The 11,955-nt window shown below is 69.7% G+C and carries 13 protein-coding genes; 5 read left to right on the top strand and 8 right to left on the bottom strand.

The genetic code is table 11. The features are described from left to right. Nucleotides 1–149: 149 nt before the first annotated feature. Nucleotides 150–929, top strand: coding sequence for an alpha/beta fold hydrolase (locus tag CV755_RS27040; protein WP_109282868.1), 780 nt, complete (start codon nt 150–152; stop codon nt 927–929). Here CV755_RS27040 and CV755_RS27035 read toward each other — a convergent pair. Further along, on the bottom strand, nt 924–1,319 hold the full coding sequence (locus CV755_RS27035) for a MerR family transcriptional regulator (protein ID WP_109282867.1): 396 nt from the start codon (nt 1,317–1,319) through the stop codon (nt 924–926). The two genes, CV755_RS27040 and CV755_RS27035, sit on opposite strands and share 6 nt — an antisense overlap. Before the next feature lie 75 nt (nt 1,320–1,394). On the opposite strand from CV755_RS27035, the gene CV755_RS27030 reads away from it, so the two are divergent. After that, nucleotides 1,395–2,174 (top strand): alpha/beta fold hydrolase, encoded by a 780-nt coding sequence (locus CV755_RS27030; protein WP_109283546.1) that lies wholly within the window; start codon nt 1,395–1,397, stop codon nt 2,172–2,174. A gap of 137 nt (nt 2,175–2,311) precedes the next feature. Here the strand turns inward: CV755_RS27030 and CV755_RS27025 are convergent, their stop codons facing one another. Next, a complete protein-coding gene (locus CV755_RS27025; RefSeq protein WP_109282866.1) occupies nt 2,312–2,884 on the bottom strand; it encodes a TetR/AcrR family transcriptional regulator in 573 nt (190 codons plus the stop codon). 114 nt (nt 2,885–2,998) lie between these two features. Here CV755_RS27025 and CV755_RS27020 point away from each other — a divergent pair, with 114 nt between their 5' ends. Beyond that, on the top strand, nt 2,999–3,586 hold the full coding sequence (locus tag CV755_RS27020) for a dihydrofolate reductase family protein (protein WP_109282865.1): 588 nt from the start codon (nt 2,999–3,001) through the stop codon (nt 3,584–3,586). Here the strand turns inward: CV755_RS27020 and CV755_RS27015 are convergent. Both CV755_RS27015 and CV755_RS27010 read right to left on the bottom strand, forming a co-directional pair. Next, nucleotides 3,583–5,121, bottom strand: a complete 1,539-nt coding sequence (locus CV755_RS27015; protein WP_109282864.1) for an ABC transporter substrate-binding protein — start codon at nt 5,119–5,121, stop codon at nt 3,583–3,585. The genes CV755_RS27020 and CV755_RS27015 overlap by 4 nt on opposite strands. 188 nt (nt 5,122–5,309) lie before the next feature. Next, nucleotides 5,310–5,591, bottom strand: coding sequence for an SCO4848 family membrane protein (locus CV755_RS27010; RefSeq protein ID WP_109282863.1), 282 nt, complete (start codon nt 5,589–5,591; stop codon nt 5,310–5,312). Between the two features lie 109 nt (nt 5,592–5,700). Here CV755_RS27010 and CV755_RS27005 point away from each other — a divergent pair, with 109 nt between their 5' ends. After that, nucleotides 5,701–6,954, top strand: a complete 1,254-nt coding sequence (locus CV755_RS27005; RefSeq protein ID WP_241561410.1) for a D-alanyl-D-alanine carboxypeptidase family protein — start codon at nt 5,701–5,703, stop codon at nt 6,952–6,954. A gap of 69 nt (nt 6,955–7,023) precedes the next feature. On the opposite strand, the gene CV755_RS27000 is transcribed toward CV755_RS27005, so the two are convergent. The 3 genes from CV755_RS27000 to trpS all read right to left on the bottom strand — a co-directional run bounded on the left by CV755_RS27000 (nt 7,024) and on the right by trpS (nt 9,628). Then, nucleotides 7,024–7,875 carry a YihY/virulence factor BrkB family protein gene (locus CV755_RS27000; RefSeq protein ID WP_109282861.1) on the bottom strand — a complete coding sequence of 284 codons (852 nt, stop codon included), beginning with the start codon at nt 7,873–7,875 and terminating at the stop codon, nt 7,024–7,026. 34 nt (nt 7,876–7,909) lie between these two features. Further along, the gene (locus CV755_RS26995; protein WP_109282860.1) at nt 7,910–8,500 is read right to left on the bottom strand and encodes a 2'-5' RNA ligase family protein; all 591 of its coding nucleotides are present in this window, start codon (nt 8,498–8,500) and stop codon (nt 7,910–7,912) included. Nucleotides 8,501–8,614: 114 nt separating this feature from the next. Further along, entirely contained in the window at nt 8,615–9,628 is a 1,014-nt protein-coding gene (gene trpS, locus CV755_RS26990) for a tryptophan--tRNA ligase (RefSeq protein ID WP_109282859.1), read from the bottom strand. Nucleotides 9,629–9,743: 115 nt separating this feature from the next. Between trpS and rocD the strand changes: the two genes are divergently transcribed. Then, entirely contained in the window at nt 9,744–10,967 is a 1,224-nt protein-coding gene (gene rocD, locus CV755_RS26985; protein ID WP_109282858.1) for an ornithine--oxo-acid transaminase, read from the top strand. A gap of 12 nt (nt 10,968–10,979) precedes the next feature. Here the strand turns inward: rocD and CV755_RS26980 are convergent, their stop codons facing one another. Further along, nucleotides 10,980–11,951: an Lrp/AsnC family transcriptional regulator gene (locus tag CV755_RS26980; RefSeq protein ID WP_109282857.1), complete on the bottom strand. Its 972-nt coding sequence runs from the start codon at nt 11,949–11,951 to the stop codon at nt 10,980–10,982. Nucleotides 11,952–11,955 lie beyond the last annotated feature (4 nt).

The raw sequence follows: 11,955 nt of genomic DNA, 5'->3' as shown, positions 1-11,955 counted from the left end.
ATCCCTTTCATGGCGAGGAACACGAGTTCCCGGAAATTCGCTCGGGGCGGGACGGGCCGCGCTCACCGGGCCGACGGGGCCCGAGTTGAAGGTGTGAGGTACCACTCAGCCACCAGCCGCGCCCGACCCGCGCATGGGAATCTGCGGATATGACACGGATCCCTCTGTCCACCACCGTCACCGGCTCCGGCCCCGGGCTGCTGCTGGCGCATGGCGCCGGGGCCAGCATCGAGAGCAACTTCCTGGCCCTGCTTCCCACGCTCGCCCGGTGCCATACCGTGGTCGCCCCCAACTACCCCGGTTCCGGGGCGACTCCGCGCTCCGAGGAGCCGCTGACCATTGACGGGCTGGCGGACGCCATCGTCGGATCGGCGACCGCCGCCGGTGTGGAGCGCTTCACTGTGCTCGGCTACTCCATGGGCACCCTGGTCGCCATCCGGGCCGCCGCCCGGCATCCGGACCGGGTGCGCGGCCTGGTGCTCACCGCCGGACTGCCCGGTCCGGACAACCGGGTACTGGCCTCCCTGGACCTCTCCCGGAAACTGCTGGCCGAGGGCGACCGCAAGGCCTACGCCCGCTTTGTCGCCATGACCTATTTCAGCCGGCAGTTCTTCAACTCGGTGCCTCGGTCCCAGCTGAAGACCTTCTATGGGCTGATAGCGCGGGCCATCCCGGCCGGAGCGCCGGAGCAGTCCGGCGCGGTGGCCGAGGCCGATGTCACCGGCGACCTGCCCGGGATCTCGGTGCCCACCCTGGTCATCGGCGCCACCCTGGACAACCTGGTGTCCCCGGAGAACTCCCTCTTTCTGGCGGCCCGGATCCCGGGGGCCGAGTACACCGAGATCGAGGCGGGACATGTGGTGATGATGGAGCGGCCCGACGAGTGGCAGAAGCTGACCCTGGACTTCCTGGCGCGGCACGGGCTATGACGCCCGTAGCGCCATCCTCGCCAGCTCCTGGTCCGCGCGGCGCCGTGCCTCGGAGACCTCGCGCACCTTCAGCAGGGCGTCCCGGCGGCGCCGGATCTGCTCCATCTCCGTCTCCAGCCGGTCGAGTTGCCGCTGGAGGATGCCCTCCGAACGGCTGCAGCCGATAAGCCCGGGGCCGCCCTGGACACAGGGCAGCAGGTCCCGGATGACCTCGGTGGTCAGGCCGGCGGCCAGGAGTTCCCGGATCCTGGTCACCCTTTCGGGTGCCTGGGCGCAGTAACGGCGGTAGCCATTGGAGTCACGCTCGGCGGTCAGCAGGCCCTGTTCCTCGTAGTAGCGCAGCAGACGGGCGCTGACTCCCGTCCGCCGGGACAGTTCACCGATGCGCATCAAGCGATCCTTTCCGGGCGGGTCGAAACCTTCACCTTGACCTTCACACTGATGTCAGATGCCAACCTGCGGGGCATGACACGGATTCCCCTTTCGCACATCGTTGACGGCTCCGGTCCCGGCATTCTGCTGGCCCATGGCGGGGGCGGCGGCATCGAGGCCAACTACGGTTCGCTGATCCCGGCGTTGGCCGAGCACCACACGGTGGTCGGGCCGGACTACCCCGGCTCGGGCGCCACCCCGCGCGCCGCGGACGGTTTCACCGCGGAGGACCTCGCCGACTCCATCGTGGCCGCGGCGGACGAGGCCGGGCTGGACACCTTTACGGTGATCGGCTTCTCGCTTGGCACCCTGGTGGCGGTGAAGACCGCCGCCCGCTACCCGGAGCGGGTACGCGGCCTGGTGCTGGCGGCCGGGCTGGCCGCGCCGGACAACCGGGTGACCACCGCGCTGGGCATCTGGCGCGGCCTGCTGAGCCAGGGCGATCTGACCGACTTCGCCCGGTTCAATCTGCTCAGCGCGTTCAGCGAGGAGTATGTGAACGCGCTCCCCGCCGAAGAGTTGGACAAGCTCATCGCGGGGATGGCCGCCGATGTTCCGTCCGGGGCGTTTGAGCAGGCCGGGGCGATTCTCCGCTCGGACACAAGGGGGGATCTGGCGGGGATTTCGGTGCCCACGCTGGTCGTTGCCGCAACTCGGGACAACCTGGTGTCCCCGGACAACTCCCGTTTCCTGGCGTCCCGGATCCCGGGGGCGGAGTACGCGGAGCTGGCCACGGGGCACTTGCCGATGGTGGAACGTCCTGAGGAGTGGCGGAAGCTGGTCCTCGACTTCCTTGCGAGGAAGGGGCTTTAGGGGGCGCCTCCTCAGGGGCGCGGGGAACTGCGCGACCGGCCCAAGGCGGCCCGCACCCTGAAAATCGACATCCGTCGGCAGACGCGCCATTGTCCAGTGCGGACCGTGGCTGGCTGGTCGCGCAGTTCCCCGCGCCCCTAACGGGGCACGATCCGCTCGACCAGGGTCGCCACCAAATCGTCCAGCTCCGTCCCGGACAAAACCTCCGGCACCGTGAAGTGCTCCAACAGCAGCCCCGTCATCGCCAGATAGAGCACCTTGACGGTGTCCGCGTCCCCGGGCAGTCCCGAGCTCAGATGGAAGTCCACGCTCGCTTCGAACTCCGTGCGTACCGCGCGGTTGAGTTCGGCCTGGAGCGCGGGGCGGCGGGTGGCCTCCAGGCGGAGCTCCAGGAAGGCCAGATAGCCGGTGCGCTCCTCGGTCATCCGGCGCACCAGCCAGCGCATCAGCTCGGTGACCAGTTCACGCGAGGGTTCGGGCCGCATGGCCTGGGCCACCAGGTCCGGGTCGGGGGTCATCCGGACATTGATCCGGCGGCCCGCCTGGGTGAACAACTCATCCCGGCTGGCGAAGTAGTTGGAGGCCGTACCGGCCGGGACACCGGCCTGCGCATCCACCGCGCGGAAGGTAAGCCCGCGCGCCCCCTCCCGCGCCAGTACCTCGATGGCGGCGTCCACCAGTGCCGTCCGGCGCTCCGGGTTTCTGACCATGTTCACTCCGCCTCGCTGAATTGGGGATGGGTCTTGCGCAACCACTACACCTGAAGCACTATATACGTAGTGGTCGAGTCAGTCAGGCCGCGCACGCCCGGCGAGAGGACCGTTTTGCGCAAGCTCACCTACTTCATGGCCGCCTCCATCGACGGCTTCATCGGGGCCCCGGATGGGGACGCACAGTTCTTTCTCCGTCATGCGGACGAGGAGTTCTTCCGGTGGCTGGCCTCGGACTACCCGGAGACCCTGGCCAGTCACGGCCGGCGGGCGCTCGGCCTGGACGGGCTGCCCAACCGGCGCTTTGACACCGTCATCCAGGGCCGGCGCAGCTATGAGGTGGCCCTGAAGGAGGGCATCACCAGTCCATATGCCCATCTGCGGCAGTATGTGGCCTCCCGCACCCTCACCGAGTCCCCCGACCCGGCGGTGGAGATCATCTCCAGCGGGCCGGCCGAGCGGGTGCGCGAGCTGAAGCGGGAGGAGGGCCTGGGCATCTACCTCTGCGGCGGCTCCCGCCTGGCCGGTGAACTCCGCGAGGAGATAGACGAGTTGGTGATCAAGACCTATCCGGTGGTGCTGGGCTCCGGGATGCCGATGTTCGGCGCCGGGTTCCAGATCACCGACTTCACCCTGAAGTCGGTGCGTTCCTTCCCCAATGGGGCGGTGGTCAGCACCTATTCCCGTACCACCGCCCGCTAGATCCGCCCCAGGCGCCACAGCCGCCATAGCCCCGTACCATCCGTCAGATACTGACCGCCGGAGATCGACTGCTTGGTGACCACATACTGCTTCTTCTGCCACAGGGGCAGCAGCGGTACATCCTCGGCAATGATCTTCTGGATGGTACGGAACTCCTCCGCGCTCTGCTCCCGGTGCTGGTTCTGCTGGGCCGCGCGGATCAGGCGGTCCACCTTGGGGCTGGCATAGCCGGAGTGCATGGCGCTGTCGCTGCTCACCAGGCTGGTGAAGGTGTCGGGGTCCGGATAGTCGCCCAGCCAGCTCACCAGGTAGGAGTCGAAGCCGCCCTTGGCCAGGCCGTCCTGGAAGTCGTTCCAGTCGGCGTAGCGGGCGTCCACCGTGAACAGCCCGGTGGCCTCCAACTGCTTTTTGAGCATGGTCACTTCGTCCCGGTTGGCGGCCCCGCCCTGGGAGTAGGCCAGGACGAAGTGGACCGGGGTGTTCACCCCGGCCTCCTTCAGCAGCCGGCGGGCCCGGTCCGGATCGGGCTGCGGATAGCGGTCGTAGAAGGCGGTGGTGTGGCCGGTGACGCCCTGCGGGATCACCGAGTAGAGCGGCTCCACGGTGCGGTGGTGGACGTCCCTGGCCAGCGCCGAGCGGTCGATCACCGAGGCGACGGCCTGCCGTACCGCCCCCTCGGCGAAGGGGGAGTTCTTACGGAGATTGAAGACCAGGTTCCGGATGTGCGGAGCCGCGCTCTCCGTCACATGCTGGTCCCCGGTGGACTGGGCCAGCTTGGCGATCTCGGCGGGCGGCAGGTCCCGGTAGGCCACATCCACCTCACCCTGCCGCCAGGCATCGCTCAACTTGGCCGAGTCCGTGAAGTACTTGACGGTCACCGGCCCGCCGACGTTCTTGATCGCACCGTGGTACTTGCCATTGGGCTTCAACTCGGCCAGCGAGCCGGTCCGATAGCGCTTGAGGGTGTACGGACCGGAACCGTCCGCTTCGCCGCCGGTGCGCAAGCGGTCCGCCGGATAGCGCGAACCGTCCACGATGGCACCGGCGTTGGAGGCCACCTTGAACGGGAAGGTGGCGTCCGGGGTGCGCAGATGGAAGACCACCCGGTCCTCGCCCTGGGTCTGCACCGACTCCAGGGTGGACAGCATCGGGGCGGGCCCGGTGCGCCAGTTGATGCGCTTGACCCGGTCGAAGGAGAACTTCACATCCTTGGCGGTCAGCGGATCGCCATTGCCGAAGGTCAGGCCGGAGCGCAGCCGGCAGCTGTAGACCCGCAGGCCGGAGTCGGTGAAGCGGCAGTCCTCGGCGGCGTCCGGGACCGGAGTGGTCCCGCCCGGGACATAGGTCATCAATGACTGGTAGACGTTGCTGAACAGGGCCCAGGATCCGGCGTCATAGGCGCCCGCGGGATCCAGGCTGGTGATCGAGTCGGTGGTGCCGACCGTCACCGGCTTGTCGCTCTTGTCGTCCGACGAGACCAGCGAGCACCCCCCGGTACCCGCCGCCAGCAGCCCCATCAGGGCCGCGCCCGCCATACCGGCTCTCAGCCGGCCCCTTTTCCCGACCCCTTGCATCGCCGTGCCCCCTCCGCCCATCGATGCGCCTCACCGTAAACACACGAACGGGCGTACGTCCTGGGAATCGGCCAAGTGATCGGCTTCTCTGGCGGGGAGTCATCAACGGGGCTCCGGCGGGGAACCGCTCTCAGCGCGCCGGTCAGGCGCTATGAGGTACGCCGCAACGCCCGCACACCGCGCAACCCGATGAGGCCGACGGCCGTCCCCAGAAGAAACGAGGTGATCGCGAGCGCCAGGTGGACCCAGAAGTAGGCGGTCGGGTTGCCGGCGTGGTCGAAGGCCAGCCCACTGCCGTCCTTCCAGAGATTCTTTGCGAAAGTGATCCAGATGAACCAGCTCCACACCCCGAAGGCGAGCAGGAACCAGGACACGGGGCGCGAGAGGACAGCGGGGGTTCGGGGGGCGGGCTCCCCGGAAGAATTCACCATGGGTTTCAGTATGCGATCCGTCCCGGCGACTGGTCCTATCGGGTCCTCGGCTCACTCACCTGCCACGGACAGGACGCCCGGGCAGGCAAGGGAAGGTACGTTCACCAGCGTGCCGAACCCCACATCACTTCCCGTCCGGCGGACCGCCGCGCTGGCGGCCGCCGCAGCCCTGCTGCTGCTTCCGCTGGCCACGGCCGCCCCCGCCCTGGCGACGCCGCATCCCAGGGCCACCCATGACCCGCATGCCCCGGCCGACGGCAAGGGGCGTCCGGCGAAGCAGCCGCCCGCCCAGATGTCCACGGTGGGCGGCGAGTTGCTGGGCAAGCCGGGCCCCCAGGTGCAGCTGCTGCCCGGGGCGCCGGAGCTGCCCAAGGAGCTCAGCGGGGACTCCTGGCTGGTGGCGGACGCGGAGTCCGGCGAGGTGCTGGCGGCCAAGAACGCGCACTGGAAGCTGCCTCCGGCCTCCACCCTGAAGATGCTCTTCGCCGATACGGTGCTGCCCAAGTTCCCCAAGACCCAGGAGCACAAGGTGGCCTCCTCCGACCTGGAGGGCATGGGCGAGGGCAGCAGCCAGGTGGGCATCAAGGAGGACTCCACCTACTCGGTGCGGGACCTGTGGCTGGGGGTCTTCCTCCGCTCGGGCAATGACGCGGTGCATGTGCTGGCCGCCATGAACGGAGGGGTGGCGCAGACCGTGAAGGACATGCAGGCACACGCCGAACAGCTCCAGGCCAATGACACCCATGTGGTCACCCCGGACGGCTATGACGCCGACGGCCAGGTCTCCAGCGCCTATGACCTGACCCTCTTCGCCCGCTCCGGCCTGCAGAAGGCGGACTTCCGCGAATACTGCTCCACGGCCACCGCCCAGTTCCCGGGCGAGGAGAAGAAGGGCAAGAAGCGGGAGACCTTCGGCATCCAGAACACCAACCGGCTGCTGACCGGCAATGGGGTGCCGGTCTACAAGGGCATCGCCGGGGTGAAGAACGGCTCCACCACCAACGCGGGCAACACCTTCACCGGCGTGGCCCAGCACGACGGCAAGAAGCTGCTGGTCACCGTGATGAACCCGGAGACCAAGGAGCCGAATGAGGTCTACAAGGAGACCGCCCGGCTCTTCGACTGGGGCTTTGAGGCGGCCGGGCATGTCAAGCCGGTGGGCCTGCTGGTGCCGCCGCTGAACGACGCGCACAAGGGAGCGGACGGCGGCAAGGGCCAGGACGCGGCCCAGGCGTCTGCCTCCGGCTCCGGGAGCGGCGGGGGCGGGCTGTGGACAGCCGTCGGGGTCGGTGCGGGTTCGCTGATCGCGCTGGGTGCGGCGGCGTATGTGGTGCACCGGAAGTGGCCGCTGCGGCGGTCGTGAGTCCACCGGGTCGTGGGTGGCTTGTCGCGCCCACGCGGCGGAGCCGCAGCTATTCGCTGCCCCGCGCCCCTAACGGGGCGCGGGTGACCGTGCGCTTTTGGTCGCCGTCCAGGCCGCGCAGTAAAGGGTCAGCCGGGCCATGAAGTTGATCCACAGCAGCAGGGCGACCGGTGTGCCGAACGCGCCGTACATGCTCTTGGCGGCCACATGGCCCAGATAGCCGCTGAGCACCAGCTTGAGCACCTCCAGGCCGACCGCCCCGATCAGCGCCCCGACCAGCAGGCGGCGCCGGGGCGGCAGCACCCCGGGCAGCCGGGAGAGCACATAGAGCATCACCAGGAAGTCGGCCAGCACGGCCACCAGGACGCCGGCCACGGACAGTACGGGACCGGGCAGCCCGGCCCGGTGGGCGGCCCAGGTCACCCCGGCCGAGGCGAAGGCCGAGCAGGCCAGGGACAGCAGCAGCACACAGCCCAGGCCCACCAGCACGGCCGCGTCCTTGAGCTTGAGCAGCACCGGGTTGCCGGGGTCCTCCTCCAGCTCCCAGACGGCGCGCAGGCACTCCCGCAGGGAGCTCACCCAGCCCACGCCGGTGAACAGCAGCAGCGCCCCGGCCACCACCCCCACCGTGCCCGCGTTGTCCACAAAGGAGCCCAGGTCCAGGCTGCTGGACAGGCCCGGGACCTGTTTGGCGATATCGCCCTCCAGCGAGCGCACCCGGTCCGCGCTGAGCAGCGCCGCACCAATGGCCGCACCCACGGTGAGCAGCGGGAACAGGGCGAGGAAGCTGGTGAAGGTGATGGTGGCGGCCAGCCGGTTCCATTTGACCCGCATCAGGGTCTCGTAGGAGCGCCAGGCGTGGGTGCGCATCAGGCGGGCCAGCGGGGGTCCGATCAGCGGGAGGCCAGTGAGCCAGTCCATGATCCGACGCTTACCCCGGTTGCCCCGGGGCAGTTCACACCCGGCGGGCCTGCGGGAAGGCTCCGGCCTGGCGGGGTACCACCGGCGCCGCCGGGCTCACCCCGGCCCCAAAGGGAAAGTCGCGCTCGAGGCGCCAGATACCGTCCTCTCCCTGCTCATAGAGCGCGAAGCCCTCAATGGTCCAGGCCGCCTCGTAGTCCGCCAGCTCGGCATAGGCGCGGTCCATGGCCTCCTCGGAGATGCCATGGGCCACGGTGACATGCGGGTGGTACGGGAACTGGAGCTCCCTGGCCAGCGGGCCGGCCGCGTCCCGTACCCGCTTCTGCAGCCAGGCGCAGTCCGCCGAGCCCTCGGCCACCTTGACAAAGACCACCGGGGACAGCGGGCGGAAGGTGCCGGTGCCGGACAGCCGCATCGGGAAGGGCCGGCCGAGCGCGGCCACCTCGGCCAGGTGCGCCTCCACCTCCGGCAGCGCGGCGGCGTCCACCTCGGTGGGCGGCAGCAGGGTGATATGCGTGGGGATGCCGTGCGCATGCGGGTCGCCGAAGCCCTCGCGGCGCTTCTGGAGGAAGCTTCCGTAGGGCTCCGGGACGGCGATCGAAACGCCGAGCGTCACGGTCCCCATCGAGTTCTCCCTCCTGTGCGCCTGTGTCCCCGTGGTCAGTGTGGCGGCTGCGCCGGGCCGCTGCCAGATGTCCCCGGCCGTCCCGGCGCGCGTCCGTGCGTCAGTGCCGTGGCGTCAGTGCTTGGCGGGCAGGAAGCCCACCTTCTCGTACGCCTGGGCCAGGGTCTCGGCCGCCACGGCGCGGGCCTTCTCGGCACCCTTGGCCAGGATCGAGTCCAGGGTCTCCGGGTCATCCAGGTACTCCTGGGTGCGGGTGCGGAAGGGGGTCACCCACTCCACCATGACCTCGGCGAGGTCGGTCTTGAGCGCACCGTAGCCCTTGCCCTCGTAGTTCCGCTCCAGTTCGGCGATTGTGGTGCCGGTGAGGGTGGAGTAAATGGTCAGCAGGTTGCTGACACCCGGCTTCTGCTCGCGGTCGAAGCGGATCACGGTGTCGGTGTCGGTGACCGCGCTCTTGATCTTCTTGGCCGAGACCTTGGGCTCGTCCAGCAGATTGATCAGGCCCTTGGGCGAGGCGGCCGACTTGCTCATCTTGGCCGTGGGGTCCTGGAGGTCGTAGATCTTGGCGGTCTCGCGGACGATATGCGCGGCGGGCAGGACGAAGGTGTCACCGAAGCGGGCGTTGAAGCGCTCGGCCAGGTCCCGGGTGAGTTCCACATGCTGACGCTGGTCCTCACCCACCGGAACCGCGTTCGCCTGGTACAGCAGGATGTCGGCGACCTGGAGGATGGGATAGGTGAACAGGCCGACCGTGGTGCGGTCGGCGCCCTGCCGGGCCGCCTTGTCCTTGAACTGGGTCATCCGGGAGGCCTCGCCGAAGCCGGTGAGGCAGTTCATCACCCAGGCAAGCTGCGCATGCTCGGGCACATGGCTCTGGACGAACAGGGTGCAGCGGTCCGGGTCCAGGCCGGCGGCCAGCAGCTGGGCCGCGGCGACGCGGGTGTTGGCCCGCAGCTCGGCCGGGTCCTGCGGCACGGTGATCGCATGCAGGTCCACGACCATGTAGAACGCGTCATGGCTCTCCTGCAGCGCCACATACTGCCGGACGGCACCGAGGTAGTTGCCGAGGTGGAACGAGCCGGCCGTGGGCTGGATACCGGAGAGCGCGCGCGGACGATCAAGAGCCATGCCCTCATTCTCTCAGGTGCGGCGGCTCTTCCTTGCCGACGGCCCGGTCACATGGCCGGTTCCCGGTGTTAGAAAGGCGTCAGACAGCATGCGCCGACCTTGAACGGAGAGCACGTTGACCGCTACGCCACCCGCATCCACGGAACGCAGCATCGCCGCCGCCGAGGCTCACAGTGCCCACAACTACCATCCGCTGCCGGTGGTGGTGGCCAGCGCTCAGGGGGCGTGGATGACCGATGTCGAGGGGCGCCGCTACCTCGACATGCTCGCCGGGTACTCGGCGCTCAACTTCGGCCATGGCAACTCCCGTTTGATCAACGCCGCCAAGGCCCAGCTGGACCGGGTCACGCTCACCTCGCGCGCCTTCCATCACGACCGCTTCGCCCGGTTCTGCAGTGAACTGGCCGCGCTCTGCGGCAAGGAGATGGTGCTGCCGATGAACACCGGCGCGGAGGCGGTGGAAACGGCGGTGAAGACCGCGCGCAAATGGGGCTACCGGGTCAAGGGCGTACCGGACGGCAAGGCGAAGATCATCGTCGCCGACAACAACTTCCACGGCCGCACCACCACCATCGTCAGCTTCTCCACGGACCCGGAGGCGCGCGCCGACTACGGCCCCTACACCCCCGGCTTCGAGATCGTTCCCTATGGCGACCTGGCCGCCCTGGAGGCGGCGATCGACGAGCACACGGTGGCCGTGCTGCTGGAGCCGATCCAGGGCGAGGCCGGGGTGCTGGTGCCGCCGCCCGGCTATCTGGCGGGGGTACGGCGGCTGACCGCCGAGCGGAATGTGCTGTTCATCGCCGATGAGATCCAGTCCGGCCTGGGCCGCACCGGCAGGACCTTCGCCTGTGAGCACGAGGACGTGGTGCCGGATGTCTATGTCCTGGGCAAGGCGCTGGGCGGCGGCGTGGTGCCGGTCTCCGCGGTGGTCGCCTCCCGCGAGGTGCTGGGCGTCTTCCGCCCCGGCGAGCACGGCTCCACCTTCGGCGGCAACCCACTGGCCTGCGCGGTGGCCCTGGAGGTGATCGCCATCCTGCGCTCCGGCGAGTTCCAGGAGCGCGCCGCCGAACTGGGCGAGCATCTGCACCGGGAACTGGGCCTGCTGGCCACCGCGGGCGCGGTGCGGGCGGTACGCGGCCGGGGGCTGTGGGCCGGGGTGGACATCGACCCCGGCCTGGGCACCGGCCGGGAGATCTCCGAGCGGCTGATGGAGCGCGGCGTCCTGGTCAAGGACACCCATGGCTCCACCATCCGGATCGCTCCCCCGCTGGTGATCAGCAAGGAGGACCTGGACTGGGGGCTGAGCCAGCTGCGGGCGGTGCTGGCCTCCTCCTGAGCCGGACCGGCCCTACCGGGCGGGCGCCGACACGGTGCCCGCCCGCTTGATGTGCCGGGTGACCGGGACCGTCTCGGCGCCCAGCACACCGGGCAGGGCGCCCACCTTGATGGCCAGGTAGTCATAGAGGGCGTCGGCGTCCCGGCAGGCGAGCACGGCCACCACATTGCTCCGGCCGGTGGTGACGGCCGCGTAGGCCACTTCGGAGTGGGTGGCCAGCGCGCCGGTCACCCGGTCCAGCTCGGCGGGCAGCACGGTGAGCCAGAGCATCGCCCCGAAGCCCCGGCCGTAGAGCACCGGGTCGATCTCCACATCCAGGCGGAGCGCCCCCGCCCGCCGCAGCTCCTCCAGCCGGCGCCGGACCGAGGACTGCGACCAGCCGGTGGCGGCGGCCAGCTCGGGCACCGCGGCCCGGCCGTCCGTGGCCAGCACCCCGAACAGCCGCTCGTCCGCCTCGGTCAGCCGGACGGCGCGGGACGGGTCCACCGGCCGGGCCAGCGCCGCCCGCTGTTCCGGCGACAAGGCCGAGGTACGGCCGGACCAGCCCTTCTCCCCGGCCACCGGGCGCAGCCCGCACTGGGCGGTCACCGAGGTCAGCAGCGAGGTACGGGGCAGCTTGGGCAGCAGCAGGCTGCCGCCGATCGAGCCCTCCCGGGCCTGGATCACACAGGTGATCTCGGTGCCGCCGGAGGACAGCCCCACCCAGGAGGTGTCCGCCCGCCGCACCAGCGCGTCGGCCACCGGGATCGCCGCCTGGGGGGCGCACTGGATGCGGACGAACCACTCCAGCATGCCCAGCCGGCGCGCGTCCGGCACCCCCACCACACGCAACGCGCCCGCGGCGCGCAGCCGTTGATAGCGGCGGGCCACCGTGCGGTCGGAGGTGTCCAGCACGGCGGCGATCCGGCTGAAGGAGGCCCGGCCGTCCAGCTGCAGGGCATGTATCAACTGTCTGTCCAGGGCGTCCAGGGCGACTGATTCCACCGGA

Source organism: Streptomyces orinoci (assembly GCF_003121295.1).
GTDB lineage: Bacteria > Actinomycetota > Actinomycetes > Streptomycetales > Streptomycetaceae > Streptomyces > Streptomyces orinoci.
Note: the sequence above shows the minus strand (reverse complement) of the source record. Positions and strands in the feature narration are given on the sequence as shown.